The organism is Streptomyces nymphaeiformis, from assembly GCF_014203895.1.
Lineage (GTDB): Bacteria > Actinomycetota > Actinomycetes > Streptomycetales > Streptomycetaceae > Streptomyces > Streptomyces nymphaeiformis.
On record NZ_JACHJY010000001.1, the window covers coordinates 306,475 to 323,965 of the forward strand.

At 74.7% G+C, this 17,491-nt stretch carries 12 protein-coding genes and 1 pseudogene; 4 read left to right on the plus strand and 9 right to left on the minus strand.

Annotation, left to right across the window (positions count from 1 at the left end; all coding sequences use genetic code 11):
- The first annotated feature begins 23 nt into the window (after positions 1-23).
- The 3 genes from GGE06_RS01330 to GGE06_RS01340 all read left to right on the plus strand — a co-directional run bounded on the left by GGE06_RS01330 (position 24) and on the right by GGE06_RS01340 (position 4,084).
- Complete coding sequence (locus tag GGE06_RS01330; RefSeq protein ID WP_184929839.1) at positions 24-1,658, plus strand: DUF2079 domain-containing protein; 1,635 nt, start codon at positions 24-26, stop codon at positions 1,656-1,658.
- 81 nt (positions 1,659-1,739) lie between these two features.
- The gene (locus GGE06_RS01335; RefSeq protein ID WP_184929840.1) at positions 1,740-2,606 is read left to right on the plus strand and encodes a CYTH domain-containing protein; all 867 of its coding nucleotides are present in this window, start codon (positions 1,740-1,742) and stop codon (positions 2,604-2,606) included.
- A 137-nt stretch (positions 2,607-2,743) separates the two neighbouring features.
- Positions 2,744-4,084: an esterase-like activity of phytase family protein gene (locus GGE06_RS01340; RefSeq protein ID WP_116160907.1), complete on the plus strand. Its 1,341-nt coding sequence runs from the start codon at positions 2,744-2,746 to the stop codon at positions 4,082-4,084.
- Positions 4,085-4,087: 3 nt separating this feature from the next.
- On the opposite strand, the gene GGE06_RS01345 is transcribed toward GGE06_RS01340, so the two are convergent.
- On the minus strand, positions 4,088-5,659 hold the full coding sequence (locus GGE06_RS01345; protein WP_312882992.1) for an IucA/IucC family protein: 1,572 nt from the start codon (positions 5,657-5,659) through the stop codon (positions 4,088-4,090).
- A 73-nt stretch (positions 5,660-5,732) separates the two neighbouring features.
- Here GGE06_RS01345 and GGE06_RS01350 point away from each other — a divergent pair, with 73 nt between their 5' ends.
- Positions 5,733-7,571 (plus strand): IucA/IucC family protein, encoded by a 1,839-nt coding sequence (locus GGE06_RS01350; RefSeq protein ID WP_221517629.1) that lies wholly within the window; start codon positions 5,733-5,735, stop codon positions 7,569-7,571.
- Here GGE06_RS01350 and GGE06_RS01355 read toward each other — a convergent pair.
- The 8 genes and pseudogenes from GGE06_RS01355 to GGE06_RS01390 form a co-directional block, all read right to left on the minus strand.
- Positions 7,555-8,394, minus strand: coding sequence for a PhzF family protein (locus GGE06_RS01355; RefSeq protein ID WP_312882993.1), 840 nt, complete (start codon positions 8,392-8,394; stop codon positions 7,555-7,557). The two genes, GGE06_RS01350 and GGE06_RS01355, sit on opposite strands and share 17 nt — an antisense overlap.
- Before the next feature lie 82 nt (positions 8,395-8,476).
- The gene (aroC, locus tag GGE06_RS01360; protein WP_184929842.1) at positions 8,477-9,661 is read right to left on the minus strand and encodes a chorismate synthase; all 1,185 of its coding nucleotides are present in this window, start codon (positions 9,659-9,661) and stop codon (positions 8,477-8,479) included.
- Positions 9,658-10,908: pseudogene (locus tag GGE06_RS01365) on the minus strand (FAD-dependent monooxygenase); the annotation flags it as partial. The gene aroC and the pseudogene GGE06_RS01365, both read right to left, overlap by 4 nt.
- Entirely contained in the window at positions 10,884-12,167 is a 1,284-nt protein-coding gene (gene aroA, locus GGE06_RS01370) for a 3-phosphoshikimate 1-carboxyvinyltransferase (protein WP_184930161.1), read from the minus strand. The gene aroA and the pseudogene GGE06_RS01365, both read right to left, overlap by 25 nt.
- Positions 12,168-12,217: 50 nt before the next feature.
- The gene (tkt, locus tag GGE06_RS01375) at positions 12,218-14,323 is read right to left on the minus strand and encodes a transketolase (RefSeq protein WP_184929843.1); all 2,106 of its coding nucleotides are present in this window, start codon (positions 14,321-14,323) and stop codon (positions 12,218-12,220) included.
- A gap of 57 nt (positions 14,324-14,380) precedes the next feature.
- Positions 14,381-14,893 carry a shikimate kinase gene (locus tag GGE06_RS01380; protein ID WP_184929844.1) on the minus strand — a complete coding sequence of 171 codons (513 nt, stop codon included), beginning with the start codon at positions 14,891-14,893 and terminating at the stop codon, positions 14,381-14,383.
- Positions 14,872-16,785, minus strand: coding sequence for an anthranilate synthase family protein (locus GGE06_RS01385; protein ID WP_184929845.1), 1,914 nt, complete (start codon positions 16,783-16,785; stop codon positions 14,872-14,874). The genes GGE06_RS01380 and GGE06_RS01385 overlap by 22 nt, the downstream gene beginning before the upstream one ends.
- Positions 16,782-17,441 (minus strand): isochorismatase family protein, encoded by a 660-nt coding sequence (locus tag GGE06_RS01390; protein ID WP_184929846.1) that lies wholly within the window; start codon positions 17,439-17,441, stop codon positions 16,782-16,784. The genes GGE06_RS01385 and GGE06_RS01390 overlap by 4 nt, the downstream gene beginning before the upstream one ends.
- Between the last annotated feature and the right edge of the window lie 50 nt (positions 17,442-17,491).

The following is a 17,491-nucleotide window of genomic DNA, read 5'->3' on the forward strand; positions in this document are numbered from 1 at the left end:
CGACAACGACGCACCGTGATGTCATGGCCCAAGGGGATGGGGGCGCGATGGCGTACGTGGCGATCAGACCGCCGGACGAGGACACCGGCCGTGCGCCGGAGGACGCGGCTCCGGCAGCACCCTCGGGGCCACGGGACAGGCGCCGGGGCATCGCCCTCACCGCCCTCTGCCTCCTCGTCTGCGCGGGCCTCGGCCTCCAGTCCTGGACGGCCCTGCGGGCCACCGGCTTCGACCTCGGCATCTTCGACCAGGCCGTGCGGGCGTACGCGCGCTTCGAACTCCCGCGCTCACCGATCAAGAACGTCCACCACGAGTTCCCGCCCGGGTTCTCGCTCCTCGGCGACCACTTCACGCCCGCGCTCGCCCTCCTCGCGCCGCTGTACTGGCTGTGGGACGACCCGCGCACGCTCGTCCTCGCCCAGGCAGCGCTGTTCGCGGCGGGCGTGCCCGTCGTCCGCCGCATCGCACGGCACGCCTTCCGGGGCGCGGCGCCCGACGTCGTCCGCCGCGCCGCCGACCTCGGCGGACTCGTGTACGCGCTGGGCTGGCCGCTCCTCAACTCCTCCTACAACGGCTTCCACGAGGTCGCCTTCGCCGTCCCCCTCACCCTCCTCATGCTGGAGCGCGGACTCGCCCACCGCTACGGCGCCACCGCCCTCTGGGCGGCCCTGCTGTGCACGGCCAAGGAGGACGTGGGCCTCGTCGTCGGCGCGTACGGCCTCGTCCTCGCCGTCCGCGCCCACCGCGCCGGCCACCGCGCGGGCCTCGCCACCGGCGCCGCGCTCGCCCTGGCCGGGCCGCTGGTGTCCGCCGTCGTGATCGCCTGGTTCCTGCCGGCGATGGGCGGACCCGAGGGCTACTACTGGTCGTACGGGCGCCTCGGCGCCGACCCGGGGGAGGCCCTGGCCCACGTCCTCACCGCCCCCTGGGTGCTGCTCCAGGTCTCCGTCACCCCCTTCGTCAAGGTCGGCATGCTCGCCTGGATCCTCGGCACGCTCGCCCTGCTGCCGCTCGGCTCCCCGACGCTCCTGCTCGCCGTCCCCCTCCTCGCGGAGCGCGTCCTCTCCGACAACCCCAACCACTGGCCGGTGATCAACCACTACGACGCCTTCCTGTGGCCGATCCTGCTGACGGCGGCCCTGGAGACCCTGGCGGGACTGCACGCACGACGGGCACGCGTGCGCCGCTGGGCCGTCGCCGCCCTCGCCCTCTCCTCCGCCGCGGCCGTCGTCCTCGGGCTCGGCCTCCTCGTCCGCCCGGACTCCTGGCGGCCCTCCCCGGACAAACGGCCCCTCGCGACGGCCGCCGAACTCATCCCCGACGGGGCGACGGTGGAGGCCGACAACACCGTCGCACCCCGCCTGACCGCCCGTACCGACGTGGTCATCGCCGACCGGACGCCACGCGGCGCCGACTGGGTCCTCCTCCGCGTCAACGACCGGACCTTCCCCTTCGCCTCCACCGACGAACAGCGAGAGCGCGTCGCACTCCTCCTCGCCCACGGCTACACGGAGGTCTTCCACCAGGACGGCACCGTCCTCCTCCACCGCACCGACCCGGCCGCCGACGTGCCCGGCACGCACCGCCCGGGCCCCGGCAGCACCCCGGTCCGGGAGGCCGTCCCGGACGACGTGGGCGCCAACCTGCTGTTGAGGTAGGGCACTTCCCGACGCCACCGGTTCACCCGGGCCACGTCCACGGGTCACGCGGTCCTCACCCGCGCTCGTGAGCATCGGCGCATGACCTTCCTGTCTCGGGCCACGCGCCCGGCCGCCGTCGGCTCGTCCGTCGCCCTCGCCGTCGCCGCCGCGCTCCTCGCCCCGACCTCGCCCGCGTACGCCGCGTCCAACGCCGTCCCGACGTACGAGGTGAAGATCAACCTCACGGTGGCGGCCCTCGACGCGACCCACGCGCCCAGCGCGGCCGTCAAGTCGGCCTTCGGGATCACCGGTTCGGCCAAGTCCCGCTCGTACAGCTACTACGACACCGACGGCCTCGCGCTCGACGCCCAGGGCTGGAGCGTCCGCCTGCGCCACAAGAGCGGCTCGTCGTTCGAGGAGACGTACAAGAAGCGCTTCCCCGTCACGAACGGCGACATCGACGCCGCGCTCACCACGGCCAACGCCGCCGGCTTCGACAGCAGCGACACCAACTACGACGCCGAGGTCGACTGGGGCTACGCCAAGCAGACCCTCAGCTTCTCCAACGAGAAGTCCCACAGCGCCAGCGGCTACTCGGGCACCGCGATGCCGACGAGCACCACCGGCCGCACCTGGGTCGTCAACGACATCCCGGGCAAGCTGGAGAACTGGAACAGCACCGGCTGGGGCAAGACCACCCTCCAGGCCTCCCGCGCCCACGGGCCGGTGACCGCCAAGGTGTACGGCGGCGCCTGGGGCCCCTCCGACGACGCCAGCATCGAGGTGCTGCCGGTCGTCGGCGCGAACGGCACGGGCACGGAGTACGTCGTCGAGCTGTCGTTCAAGACCTCCTCGTACGCCGACGCGTCCGACCTGCACGCGGACGCCATCGCCGTCGCCGAGGCCAACGGCTGGCTGTACCACGGGGACATCCTCAAGACCCAGCTGATCCTCGACCGCTACTGAGCCGGACGCGGGCGCGGAGGCGCGCGTTCACCCAGGACTCGCCCGGGCGTCGCGAACGCGTCGCCCGGAGTTGAGCGAAGGACTGGACCATGAGCCCGCCCTCACCGGCGACTTTCCACGTCATCCAGGGAGTTCAGATGAATCCGCGCCTCCTGCGCCGGCCCGCCCTCGTGGTCCTGCCGCTGTCCGCCGCGCTCGCGTTCTCGGTGGTCATGGGGACGGCCGACGCCACCCCGGCGCACCACGGAGACCCCGCCGGCCGGGTCGTCTCCACCTCGACCCTGCCCGACATCCCGCTGGCCGCCTTCAGCAACGGCCTGCTGCCCGGCAGCGTCGCCGACGACCGGGGCGTCGACCTCGGCGGCATCGGCAGCGACCTGTACCCGGCCGGGAAGCGCGGCGAGTACTGGACCGTCACCGACCGGGGCCCCAACGGCCAGATAGCCGTCGGCAAGGACAAGCGGCGCACCTTCCCCGTGCCCGGCTTCGACCCGGCCATCGTCAGGATCCGCGCCGTCGGCGACCGCGTCCAGGTCCTCGATTCCATCCCGCTGACCACCGCCTCCGGCGCCCCCGTGACCGGCCTGCCGAACCAGCCCGGCCGCGACGAGGCCCCGTACAACTACGACGCCTCCACCCCGCTCACGTACAACCCGAACGGCCTCGACACCGAGGGCCTCGTCCGCGACCGCGACGGCAGCTTCTGGCTGGTCGACGAGTACGGACCCTCCCTCGTGCACGTCTCCGCGAAGGGCCGCGTCCTCGCCCGTCACGTCCCCGAGGGCCTCGGCCTGACCGGCACCGACTACCCGGTCGTCGAGTCGCTGCCGTCGATCTTCCTCCAGCGCAAGGCCAACCGCGGCTTCGAGGGGCTCGCGCTGCTGCCCGACGGCGACCTCGTCCTCGGCCTGCAGAGCCCGCTGCTCAACCCCGACAAGGTCTCCGGCGAGAACTCCCGCACCACCCGCCTGCTGCGCTTCTCGCCCCGCAAGAACCGGGTCACCGCCGAGTACGCCTACCGCTTCGACACCGTCGACGTCGTCGAGCCCGGCCAGACCAAGACCTCCGAGCTGAAGCTCTCCGCCCTCGTCGCCCTCGGCGGCGACCGCCTCCTCGTCCAGGAGCGCACCGACAAGGCCGCCCGCCTCTACGAGGTCCGCCTCCGCCGCGGCAGCGACATCCTGGGCTCCACCTGGGACACCGCCACGGCTCCCACCCTGGAGCAGCTCGACGACACGGCCGCCGCCGAGGTGCCGGTCCTCGACAAGCGCCTCGTGATCGACCTCAACACGGTCGCGGGCGTCCCCGGCAAGATCGAGGGCGTCGCCGTCGAAGGCTCCTCGACCGTCGTCCTCCTCAACGACAACGACTTCGGCATGACGGACGGCCCGGAGGCCTTCGACGCGAACGGCCGCCTCGTCGACAGCGGCGTGGACACCACCCTCGTACGGGTGAGGCTGGACCGTCCCGTCCGCTGACGGTCAGCCCCGGCGCAGCGGATTGGGCATCGGCACGTAGCGGGCGTCCGCGCCGGCCACGTCGAGCCAGCGCAGCAGGAGGTTGGTCTTCGCGGGCACGTGCGGGGAGCCGAGCAGCGCGGAGACCTCCTCCGCGCCGCCGTGCTCCGCCGCGTACGCCGCGAAGGCCGACCGGGCCAGGGACCAGAGCTCGCCGGTGAGTTCCGGGTGGCGGTCGGTGAGGGCGCCGGCGATCTCGGAGAGGTTGTTCGTCACCAGGCAGTACACGAGCCGCTCCCAGCCGTGCTCCGCGTCCAGGGCCGGAGCGGGGCCCCGCGGGCCGTGCCGGTCCAGGAGCCCCCGGTGCCGCGCGGCGACGATCCGTATCCCCTCGTGGTCGCGGAAGACCACCTGCGCGGGGAGGCCGTCGGCGTCGACGCCGACGAGGACGTTCTGCAGGTGGCACTCCAGGACCAGGCCGTGCGCCCGCCAGGCGTGCAGCACCGGCGGCACCAGCCGGTCGAGGTAGTGCCGCCACCAGGCGAGCGCCCCCTCGGCGGTCAGGCCGTCGATCGGGTTGCCCGGGAAGCCCTCGGCGACGCCCGCCGCGAGCAGCGGCGTCACCCCCGGCAGCAGGTGCGGCCGCAGACCCTCGCGGGCGATCACCGCGAAGCCCTCGTAGGCGAGCTGCCCGCCGAGGTCGGCCGTGCGGTAGCCCCGGTCGGCGAGGAACGTCGCCGTGGGCAGCGGGTCGAAGACCGGCGCGAGGAGGTCGGCGATCGTCCGCAGCCACAGCAGGTCGCGCAGCTCCAGACGGCGGTTGCCGTTGGTGATCTGCACGTCCAGGCTGAACTTGCAGAAGAGGTCGGCGTCGGGGAGGTACACCGTCCGTACGGAGGACGTCGCCACGGCCGGCCCGGCACTCGGCGCGCTCGCCCCGAGCCGCAGCAGCCGGCCGTCGCGGAACGCGGGCTGCTCGCCCAGGAGGTCCAGCTCCCAGGGGTGGACGGGGAGCAGCAGGTAGCCGTCGGGCGCGCCCGTCCCCAGCGCGTCCAGGAGCGACAGGTCGCCGTCCTCCGCGACGACGTCCGCCCGGACCCCGAGGAGCTCCAGCGGGAAGCGGGCGTACGCCTCCGGCGCGTACGGCAGCCAGCTCTCCGGGACGCCCGCGCCGCGCGCCTTGGGCGCCGGGTGGTACCGGTGCCCGGCGAGCAGCGCCTGCTCCGACCGCAGGTACGGGTCCTCCGGCGGGGACGCGGACGCGCGCGCGTCCTGGAGGGCCGCGACGACGTCCCTGCTGGCGGTCATCTCGCCGACGACGGCCCTGTTGGTGACGCCGGTGCGCCGGCCGAGCTCGTCGGCGGTCAGCGCCACGAGGGCCTCGAAGGTCAGCGGCAGCCAGCCGCCGTCGGTGCGGACGCAGGGCTCGGTGGGCCTCCGCCCCGCCCGTACCCGCAGGAGACGGCCGGTCGCCGGGAGCCGGTGGACCGTGTGGTCCGGGTCCGGGCGCGGCTCGGTCCCGGCCACCTCCCGGATCAGGCAGTTGAGGAGGGCGGTGGCGGAGAGGGCGTCGGCCCGGCCCTTGGCTTCACTCACGACAGCGCCTTCCACCCGTTCCCCGGCGGGGCGTCCACCGGTAGGGACATCCTGCGCAGGGTAGTGAGCCTTCATGCACTCCGCTCCGGATCACGATACGAGCGCACGCCAGGCACTGCGCGCCCCCGAGGCCGTTTTCGTCGACGGTCTCGTGGACGTCGCCCCCCGGCTGCTCGACGCCTACCGGCGCGAGCTCGCCCCCGCCCGGGCGGCCGTGCTCGGGCGGCTCTGGAGGGCCCTGCTGTACGAGCCGCTGCCGGGGGTCGCCGAGCGCGACGGGCTCGCCGGGCGGGTGCGGCTCGACGACGGGCGGGTGCTGAGCGGGCCGCCCCGGCTCCCGCACGACCTGGTGGTTCCGGGCGATGACGCGACCGTACGGCTCGACGGCCGCGCCCACGACGACCCCGCCGCCCTCCTCGCCGCCCTCGGCCTCCCGGGCGCCGACGCCCTCGTCGCCGAACTCGGCCACAGCGTCGCGTCCCTGGCCCTGTCACGGGCGGGTGCGGCGTCCGGACCGGGTGCGGCGTCCGGACCGGGTGCGGCCTCCGGACCGGGCGCGGCCTCCGGGCCCCACGCGGCCTCCGGGCCCCACGCGGCCTCCGGGCCCCACGCGGCCTCTGGACCCCACGCGGCCCCCGTACCGGGCGAGGCTCCCGTACCGGGCGCGGTCCCGGGATCGGACGGCGGCGCCGGTTCGCTCGCGTACGTCGAGCAGGGTGTCGTCGACGGGCACCCGTACCACCCCTGCTGCCGCAGCCGCCCCGGCCTCTCCGTCGCCGAGCAGCTCGCGTACGCGCCCGAGCACCGACCGGTCGTCGACCTCGACCTGGTCGCGGTCCCCGCCGCGCGGTGCCTCGTCGCGGGGGAGTGGCCGGACCGGCTGCGGGACGGCGACCGGCTGCTGCTGCCCGTGCACCCCTGGCAGAGCGCCCACGTCCTCCCGGGGCTCGGACACCGCCCCTACGTCACCGGAGCGATCCCCGCCCGGCCGCTGATGAGCGTACGGACCCTCGCCCCGCTCGACGGCGGACCGCACCTGAAGACGGCGCTCACCACACGGATGACCAGCGCGATCCGCGACATCTCGGCGAGCGGCGTCGAGAACAGCGCCCCGCTCTCCGCGCTGCTCGCGCACGTCGTGGACGACCTGGCCGAGGCCCTGAGGATCACCCGCAACCTCGCCGGCGCCTCCGCGCTCGTCCACGGGGAGCCCAGCGCCGACCTCGCCGTCCTGCTCCGCGAGTCGCCGTCCGCCGCCGCGGGCCTGCGGGCGGGGGAGACGGTCGTGCCGGTGGCGGCGCTCGCCACCCGCCCCGCCGGCGACGGCCCACCCCTGATCCGGACGCTCCTCGCGTCCGCCGGCGCCCCGGACGCGGGCGCCGACTGGCTGGCCGCCTTCGCCGCCCTCGTGGTCCCGCCGCTCGTCCGGCTCCTGAGCCGGGGCGTCGCGCCCGCCGCCCACGGGCAGAACCTCCTCGTCGTGCTCGACGCGCACGCCCGCCCCCGCCGGCTCGTCTACCGGGACCTCGCGGACGTCCGGCTGAGCCCGCGCCGCCTCGCCCGGCACGGCTTCGACGCCGCTCCCGTCGGCGGGCGGGTCGTCGACGACGAGCCGGACGTGCTCCGCACGATGCTGTTCGGCCACCTCTTCGGGACGACCTTCGGGACCCTGGTCTCCGCCCTGGCGGACGGCGACCGGACCACGGAGGCCCGGCTCTGGGGCCTCGCCGCCGCCGCTGCCCGCCGCGCCTACGACGGCCTCCCCGCGACCCCGGAGAACCGCGCCGACCGCGCGGCCCTCTTCGCCCCGGAGCTCAAGGTCAAGGCCCTCACGCTGATGCGCCTGCGGGGCGTGGACCGGGACGCGTGGATCCCCGTCCCCAACCCCCTCGCCGCTACGGGCGGCGCGTGACGAGGACGTCGCCGCCGAGCCGTACGACCGGACCCGACGGCCAGGTCTCGGTCACGGCGACGACGGTGGCGGGGCTGCCGAGGGAGTCCCCCATGTCGACCGCGATGCGGTCGACGCCCCGGCCGGCCAGGTGGGCGGCGAGACAGGCCGTGCTGTTGGCGTTGGCGATGTCCTCGGGGACGCCGATCGACGGGGCGAACATCCGGGCCGCGACCCGCCCCGACGGCGACGGCGCGGAGTACACGTAACAGCCCAGGAGCCCGAGGCGGTCGCAGGCGGCGCGGAGCCGTTCCATGTCCGGGACGAGGGCGGCGAGCGCGGACCGCGAGGCGACCGGGACCAGCAGGCGCGGCCGCCCGACGGAGGCGACCCGTACCTCCGGCCCGAGCGGGTCCGGGGCGAGGCCGAGCGCGGGCAGGACGAGTGCGGACTCGCGGCCGTCCGGTTCGCGCAGCTCGACCGGCCCGTACGCGAAGCCGACCTCGGCGTACGGGCCCTTCAGCACGGCCCGGCCGGCGAACGTACGCTCCCCGACGCGCAGGGACACCCGGTACGTGTCGGCGCCGGCCCGCGCGGCGAGGAACCCGAGCGCGGCGACCGTTCCGTGCCCGCAGGAGGGCAGCTCGCCCTCGGAGGTGAAGAACCGGAGGGAGACCGCGGGGACCCCGTCCCGCTCGCCCTCGGGCGCGACGAAGACGGCGTGCGACGCCCCCGCGGCCCCGGGCACCCGCCGCCGCTCCTCCTCGCCGAACGGCCCGTCGTCGAGGACGGCCGTGGGACTGCCGCCCCGACCGTCCCGTACGCACGCGTGGACGACGGTCACGGCCGACTCTCCGGAGAACACCACACGCGTCCCGTACCCCGCCGGCGGCCCGGACATTCACGCGGTCGGACGACGGCCCGTCTCACCTGACGGGGAGGCAGTCGAGGTACGACCGCACGTTGCGGCGGGTCTCGGGCACGCTGTCGCCGCCGAACTTCTCGACCACCGCGTCCGCGAGGACCAGCGCGACCATCGCCTCGGCGACGATCCCGGCGGCGGGGACGGCGCAGACGTCGGAGCGCTGGTGGTGGGCGGCAGCGGCCTCGCCGGTGGCGACGTCGATCGTGGCCAGCGCCCGCGGGACGGTCGCGATGGGCTTCATCGCGGCGCGGACGCGCAGCAGCTCGCCGGTGGTCAGGCCGCCCTCGGTGCCGCCGGAGCGGCCGGAGGTGCGCTTGATGCCGTCCCCGGTGCGCACGATCTCGTCGTGGGCCTTCGAGCCGGGCACGCGGGCCAGATCGAAACCGTCGCCGACCTCGACGCCCTTGATGGCCTGGATGCCCATCAGCGCGGCCGCCAGACGGGCATCGAGACGGCGGTCCCAGTGCACGTGCGAGCCGAGCCCGACGGGCACGCCGTAGGCGAGGACCTCGACCACACCACCCAGGGTGTCGCCGTCCTTGTGGGCCTGGTCGATCTCCGCGACCATCGCCTTCGACGCGTCGGCGTCGAGGCAGCGGACCGGGTCGGCGTCGAGCTTCTCGACGTCGGCGGGGGTCGGGTAGAGGCCGTAGGGAGCCTTGGCAGCCGCCAGCTCGATGACGTGGGAGACGATCTCGATGCCGGCGGCCTCCTTCAGGAAGGAGCGGGCGACGGCGCCGAGCGCGACCCGGGCCGCGGTCTCCCGGGCGGACGCGCGCTCCAGGATCGGCCGGGCCTCGTCGAAGCCGTACTTCTGCATCCCGGCCAGATCCGCGTGGCCCGGACGCGGCCGGGTCAGGGGCGCGTTGCGACCCGTCTCCTTCAACTCCGAGGGATCGACCGGATCGGCCGACATCACCTTCTCCCACTTCGGCCACTCGGTGTTGCCCACCATCACCGCGATCGGCGAACCCAGGGACAGCCCGTGCCGGACACCACCGAGGAAGGTGACCTCGTCCCGCTCGAACTTCATCCGGGCACCCCGCCCATAGCCGAGACGTCGCCGCGCGAGGTGGTCCGCCACCAGCTCAGTGGTGACCGGGACACCGGCGGGAAGACCCTCCAGCGTCGCGACCAGCGCGGGTCCGTGGGATTCCCCAGCGGTCAGCCAACGCAACCTGCTCAACGTCCGTCTCCTCCGGTGAAGTCGGGGGCCCCGTGCAGCCAGGACACCTTGTCGTAGAGCTCGTCCACGGTGAGCGAGGAGAGCATCGTGTTGCGGGCCGTGGCCTCCGGGCCCGCCGGGTGGTAGAGCCGGTCGCCCAGCTCGCGCGCCACGAGCTGGGTCCGCGCCGTACGGTCGCGGCGCAGGGCGTTGTACGTCTTCAGCCGGGCGGCCACGTCCCGCGCGTCGCCGTCGAGGACCGCGCCGAGCACGGCCGCGTCCTCCAGGGTCATGGACAGGCCTTGGACCGCGTACGGCAGCATCGGATGCGCGGCGGTGCCGAGGAGGGCCGCCCGGCCGTCGGTCCAGTCGGCGACCGGGTCCCGGTCGGTCAGGACCCAGGTCTTCCACTCCTCCCCGCGCGCGAGGAGGCGTCGTGCCGCGTCGGTCAACTCGGGGAACTGGGCAAGGACGTGGGACTTCTCCAGCGGGAGTCCGACGACGGCCTCGGCCGTGCCGTGGTCGCGGGTTCCGGCCAGGTTCAGGAACGCGGCGCCGCCGGCCCGGTGCACGAAGTGGACGACGTGCCAGCCGGGCCCCGCCCAGACCGTCGCGCCGTCCGGGTGGAGGTCCTCCGGGACGTCCGCCAGGGGGAGGACCGAGTGGTAGATCGTGTGGCCGGAGACCTGCGGCTCGCCGTCGCCGACGAGCCGGCGGCGGACGGCGGACCGGAGGCCGTCGGCGCCGATCAGGGCGTCCCCGGTGAACCGCCGCCCGGAATCCGTGACGGCGGTGATCTCGTCGTCGGTCTGCTCGTACCAGGCGACGGACCGGCCGGTGAGCAGGTCGATGCCGTCGGCCGCGCGGCAGGCGTCGAGGAGCACCTGGTGGAGGGCGCGGCGGTCGAGGACCGCGTAGGGGTTGCCGAACCGCTTCCGGTAGCCGCCGGTCAGGGGCATCCCGGCGACCCGCTCGCCGGTCGTCGCGTCCATGAACCGCAACTCCTCGATGAACGAGGACCGTTCACGTACCGCCGAACCCACTCCGAGCCGGTCGAGCGCGTGGAACGCGTTCGGTGACAGCTGGGTGCCGACGCCCGGTTCGACGATCTCCTCCCGGCGTTCGAGCACGGTCACCCGGTGGCCCCGGGCCGCGATGCCGAGCGCCGCGGCCAGTCCGCCGACGCCCGCGCCGACGACCAGGACCCGCATCGATGTGGTCATCTCGTCCTCCTTCTCGTCCTTCATTCCGGGAACAGCCGCCGCAGTTCGGCGTGGAACCCGGGGAAGGTCTTGCCCACGCAGGACGGGTCGTCGAAACCGAGCCCCGGGGCGCGCAGCCCGAGGACGGAGAAGGCCATCGCGATGCGGTGGTCCCGGTGGCAGGCGATCAGCGCGGGCCGGACCGGGCCGGGACGCACCGTCATCCAGTCCGGGCCGGTCTCGGTCTCCACCCCGCAGGCGGCGAGGTTCCCGGCGACGGCGGCGATCCGGTCCGACTCCTTGAGCCGGGCGTGCCCGATGCCGCGGACGGTGATCGGCGCGTCGGCGAGCGGGGCGATCGCGGCGAGCGTCATGAAGGTGTCCGAGATCGCGCCCATGTCGACCTCGAAGCCGCCCCGCAGCCTGCCCGTGCCGGTGACCGTCACCGCGTCCTCGCCGACGTCCACCCGGGCGCCCGCGGTGCGGAGCACCTCGACGAAGCCGAGGTCCCCCTGGAGGCTGTCGCGGCCGAGGCCCGGCACGGTGACCGTGCGCCCGGTGACGGCGGCCGCAGCGAGGAAGTACGAGGCCGTGGACGCGTCCGGCTCGACGGGCAGGTCGACGGCGGTGTAGCCGCCGGTGCCGATCCGGAAGACGCCCGGGGCCTCCTCGGTCACCTCGGCGCCGAAGCGGCGCATCAGCGCGACGGTCATGTCGATGTACGGCCGGCTGACCAGGTCCCGCACGGTCACCGTCAGCGGGGTGCGCAGCAGCGGTCCCGCCATGAGCAGCCCGCTCAGGAACTGGCTGCTGAGCCCGCCGTCGACCTGGAGCTCGCCGCCCCGCAGCCCGTCGGCGTCCACCCGCAGCGGGAGCCCCGCGTCGCCCTCGGCGCGTACGGTCGCGCCGAGCCGTTCCAGCGCGTCGGCCAGCGGTCGCAGGGGGCGGGCCCGGAGCTGTGCGGAGCCGTCGAAGACGTACGTGCCCCGGCCGGTCGCGGTGAACGGCGGCAGGAAGCGGGCCGCGGTGCCGGCGTCGGCGCACCACACGCCCCCGCCGCCCACGGGGCCCCGACCGGTCCCGGTGACGTCCCAGAACGCGTCGTGCGGCCCCGCCTCCACGCGTACCCCCAGAGCCGTCAGCGCGCCCCGGAAGGCCAGGGTGTCGTCGCTGACCAGCGGGGCCCGGAGGCGGCTGGTGCCCCGGGCGGCCGCGGCGAGGAGCAGGGCCCGGTTGGTGATGCTCTTGGAGCCCGGGACGCGGGCGGTGAGCGGGGCGTCGGTGGTGGTGAGCGACGCGTCTGCGGCCGTGTGCGGGGCGCTCACCACGGCGTCCGTGGCGCTGAGCGACGCGTCCGTGGTCGTGTGCGGGGCGCTCACCGGGACACCCCCCGCTCCGCCCTGGCCACGCTCGCGCGTACGGCCGCCGCCACCCGCTCCGCGGTGATGCCGTGCCGCCCGTACAGCGCCTGGTACGGGGCGGAGGCGCCGAACTCGTCGATGCCGACGGCCTCTCCGGCGTCGCCGGTCAGGGCGTGCCAGCCGAGGGTCGAGCCGGCCTCCACCGAGACCCTGGCGCGGACCTCCGGCGGCAGCACGGCGTCGCGGTACCGGGGGCTCTGCTCGGCGAACCACTCCAGGCACGGCAGCGACACGACCCGCGTGGGCAGACCGTCCCGTTCGAGCAGGCGGCGGGCCTCCAGGGCGATGTGGACCTCGCTGCCGGTGGCCAGCACGATCGCCTCCGGGGCGCCGCCCGCCGCCTCGGCGAGCACGTAGCCGCCGCGGGCGACCGCGTCGGGACCCGGGTCGGGCAGGACCGGGACGTTCTGCCGGGTCAGGCAGAGCCCCGCGGGCCGGTCGGCGCGCTCCAGGACCGCCCGCCAGGCGGCGGCGGTCTCGTGGGCGTCGGCGGGGCGGACCACGTCGAGGCCGGGGATGCCGCGCAGCGACCACAGGTGCTCCACCGGCTGGTGCGTCGGCCCGTCCTCGCCGAGGCCGATCGAGTCGTGCGTCCAGACGAAGGTGACGGGCAGCCTCATCATCGCGGCCAGGCGCACGGCGGGCCGCATGTAGTCGGAGAAGACCAGGAAGGTGCCGCCGTAGGGGCGGGTGCCGCCGTGCAGGGCGATGCCGTTGAGCACGGCGCCCATGCCGTGCTCGCGGATGCCGAAGTGGAGGGTGCGGCCGTGGCGGTGGCCGGGGAACGCGGCCGTCGCGAACTCCTCGGGGACGAAGGACGGTTCGCCCTTCATCGTGGTGTTGTTGCTCTCCGCGAGGTCCGCCGAGCCGCCCCACAGTTCGGGCAGGACCCCGGCGAGCGCGGACAGGACCTCGCCCGAGGCCTTGCGGGTGGCCATCTCGCCGCCCGCCGGGAAGTCCGGCACCGCGTCCGCCCACCCGTCGGGCAGCCGCCGGGCGTCGATCCGGTCGAACAGCTCCGCCCGCTCGGGCAGTTCGGTGCGCCAGTCCTCGTACCGCTTGTCCCACTCCCGGCGGGCGGCCCGGCCCCGCTCGGCGACGCGGCGGGCGTGCGCGAGGACCTCGTCGGGCACCTGGAAGGAGGCCTCCGGGTCGAGCCCCATCGCCGCCTTCGCGGCCGCCGCCTCGGTCGCGCCGAGCGCCGAGCCGTGGATCTTGCCGGTGTTCTGCTTGGTGGGGGAGGGCCAGCCGATGACCGTGCGCAGCGCCACGATCGACGGGCGGCCGGTCTCCTCGCGGGCGGCGGCCAGCGCGGCGTACAGCGCCGGCACGTCCTCCAGGTACGCGCCGGTCGCGGTCCAGTCGACCCGCTGGACGTGCCAGCCGTACGCCGCGTACCGGGCGAGGACGTCCTCGGAGACCGCGATGGAGGTGTCGTCCTCGATGGAGATCCGGTTGTCGTCGTACAGCACGACGAGGTTCCCGAGCCGCTGGTGCCCGGCGAGCGAGCTGACCTCGTGGCTGATGCCCTCCTCCAGGTCGCCGTCGGACGCGAACACCCAGACGGTGTGGTCGAAGACGGAGTCGCCGGGGGCCGTGTCCGGGTCGAAGAGACCGCGCTCGCGGCGGGCGGCCATCGCCATGCCGACGGCGTTGCCGAGCCCTTGCCCGAGCGGTCCCGTGGTGGTCTCCACGCCGGGGGTGTGCCCGTGCTCGGGGTGGGCCGGGGTGAGCGAGCCCTCGGTGCGCAGCGCCTTGAGGTCGTCGAGCCCGAGGCCGTAACCGGAGAGGTAGAGCTGGGTGTAGAGGGTCAGGCTGGAGTGACCGCAGGACAGCACGAAGCGGTCGCGCCCGGCCCAGGCGGGGTCCGCCGGGTCGTGCCGGAGGAGACGCTGGAAGAGGAGGTACGCCGCCGGGGCCAGGCTCATGGCCGTGCCGGGGTGGCCGTGTCCGGCCCGCTCCACCGCGTCGACGGCGAGCGCGCGCGCCACGTCCACGGCCCGCCGGTCGAGCGCGGTCCACTCGAGGGGAGGGGTGCTGGTGCTCGGCTGGGTGTTCACCGGATGGTCAGTGCTCCTTGATGGGGGAGTGGGGAGGGGGAGCGGGGCGGCACCTGGTCACGCCGGCAGCGCGGCCAGCGCGTCGGCCAGCCGTTCCGCCGTCGCGGCCGCCGAGTCCGTGTCGGCGGGTACGGTCAGCCGGGCGAGCCGGCGGTAGACGGGGCCGCGCACCCGGAACAGTTCCCTGAGCCGGGTCTCCGGGTCCCCGGTGAGCAGCGGTCTGTCGTCGGCGCCGCCGATCCTGGCCAGTGCCGTCTCCAGGGCGACCTGGAGGTGGACGACCCGGTGGCCGGCCAGGAGCCGCCGGGTCGCGGGGTCCAGGACGGCGCCGCCGCCGAGGGCGAGCACCCCGTCGTGCCCGTCGAGCGCGGCCCGCACCGCCTCCCGCTCCAGCGTCCTGAAGTGCGCCTCGCCGTGCCGCCGTACGAGAACGGGCACGGGCATGCCGCAGGCCGCCTCGACGTCGTGGTCGGTGTCCCGGAAGCCCACCCCGAGGCGCGCGGCGAGCAGCGTCCCGACGGTGGTCTTGCCGGAGCCGGGGGCGCCGATCAGGACGGCTGCGGCTCGCACGAGCGCACCACCCCGGTCAGCAGGTCGCCGACGATCCGTACGCCGTCCTCGGTGAGCACCGACTCGGCGTGGAACTGGATCGACGCGAAGCCGCGGCCGCGCAGCGCGTGCACCTCGCCGGTCTCCGTGTCCCGGCTGACCTCGATGACGCCGAGCTCCGGGTGCGTGGCCTTGTCCTCGTCGCTGCGGGCGGCGAACGTGTTGTAGAAGCCGACCCGCCGGCGTTCGCCGAACAGCTCGATCTCCTTCGCCACCCCCTGGTTGGGCACGTCCCGGCGGGCCAGGTCGAGGCCGAGCAGGGTCGAGAGGACCTGGTGGCTGAGGCAGACCGCGAGGAACGGCCGCCGCTCGTCGAGGAGTTGGGAGACGGCCGCCCGCAGGTGCGCGATCTTGGCGTTGCCGGTCTCGCGCGGGTCGCCGGGGCCCGGGCCCATGACGACCAGGTCGTAGTCGTCGAAGTCGTACGGCTCGTCGAACCGCCGTACGGTCACCTCGGGCCCCATCGCGGAGAGGAGCTGGCCGATCATCGACGTGAAGGTGTCCTCGGCGTCGACGATCAGGACCCGGCGCCCGGCGAGCTCGGCCACAGGATGGGACCGCTCGCAGGTCTCCCGCAGCCAGAAGCCGGCGATGTCGTCGTTGCGCCGCTCCAGGGCCGCACGCACCTGGGCGTGTCCGGCGAACCGGCCGGTGCCGCCGGCGCCGAGCGCGGCGAGCAGCCCGGCGGCCTTGGCCCGGGTCTCGGCGACCTCGCTCATCGGGTCGGAGTGGCGGACCAGGGTCGCGCCGACGCCGAGGCGCACCCGGCCCTCGGCGCTGATGTCGGTGGTGCGGATGAGGATGGCGGAGTCCATGGTGCGGCCGCCGTCCTCGTCCCGGCCGATGAGGGCCATGACGCCGCTGTAGTAGCCGCGGCCCTCCGGCTCGTACCGGTTGATCACCTTGCAGGCGCTCTCCAGCGGGCTGCCGGTGACGGTCGGCGCGAACATCGTCTCGCGGAGGACGTCCCGCACGTCGCGGTCGGTCCGCCCCTCGATGAAGTACTCGGTGTGCGCGAGCCGCGCCATCTCCTTGAGGTACGGGCCGACGACCCGTCCGCCGCCCGCGCAGATCCGGGCCATCATCTTGAGCTCTTCGTCCACGACCATGTACAGCTCGTCGGCCTCCTTGCGGTCGGCCAGGAAGGCCATCACGCCGGGCAGGTCGGGGCCGGCGGCCGGGTACCGGTAGGTGCCGCTGATCGGGTTCATCACGGCGGTGCCGCCGTGCAGGCTGACGTGCCGCTCGGGGCTCGCGCCGACGAACGTGCGGCCCCCGGTGTGGACGAGGAACGTCCAGTACGCGCCCGACTCCTGCTCCAGGAGGCGGCGGAAGAACGACAGGGCGCTGCGCGGCGAGTAGTCGGTGATGTCCGCGACGAACTCGCGCTTGATGACGAAGTTCGCGCCCTCGCCCCGGCCGATCTCCCGGTCGATGACGTCCCGCACGATGGCGGCGTAGCTCTCGTCGTCGACGTCGAAGTGGCCGCCGGACAGGGCGGTCGGCTCGTCCGGCAGCCGGCGCAGCGCCTCGGCGAGCGGCAGCGTGCCCTGCTCGGCGACGGTCATGGTGAGCAGCGGTTCGCCGTCGTCGGTGGCCACGTAGCCGCGCTCGGAGACCTGCCGGTACGGGACGACGGCGAGGACCTCGTGGCGGGCGCCGCCGCCGGGGGCGGGGGCGTCGGGGAGGGCGATCCCGGCGAGCGTGTCCACGGCGGACACCTCCCCGACCAGGACGTCGAGGACGTCCGGGCCGGTCGTCTCCGGGCGGTACAGCAGGGCGTACGCCGACGAGGGCGATGCGAGCACCCGGCCCAGCAGGTCCTGCGCCACGGGGTCTCCCTTCGGGGTCATCGGCCGGCTCCGCCGGCCGTGGTCAGCTCGGTGAGCAGCGACTTGGTGGTGGTGACCACCGCGCAGCGCTCCGCCGCGTAGTCGAGGGCGAGCCGGTGGTACTTCTCCGAGAAGTCGGCGACGGCGTCGGCGACCAGGAACGGCCGGATGTCGTTGGTGAAGGCCTCGACGGCCGACATCAGCACCCCGACGTGCGCGTACACACCGCAGACGATCAGCTGGTCGCGGCCGTGGAAGCGCATCCGCTCCAGCAGGTCCGACTTGAAGAAGGCGCTGTAGCGCCACTTGGTGAACGTCCAGTCGCCCGGGGCGGGGGCGAGCTCGTCGACCACCCGGCGGTCCTCGGGGGACACCTTCATGCCGGGGCCCCAGAAGTCCTTGAGCAGGCCGCGCTCCTGGTCGGTCATGCCGCCGGGCTGCGCGGTGTACGCCACGGGGACGCCGAGCGCGGCGCACTGCTCGCGCAGCAGCGCGGCGTTGCGCACCAGCTCGCTGCCGGGCGAGCGGTCCGCGGGGAACGGCCGCAGGAAGTAGCGCTGCATGTCGTGGACGAGCAGCACCGCCCGGTCGGGGTCGACCGTCCACTCCGCGGTGTTGGCGGGAAGATCGCCCTCGGAAGGCATCGGATACGGGTCGATGGGCGGGATTCCCCCCATGGCTTTCCTTTCGCTGTACGGCGGGTGAGGTCCGGGTCTCGCGGAGGCGG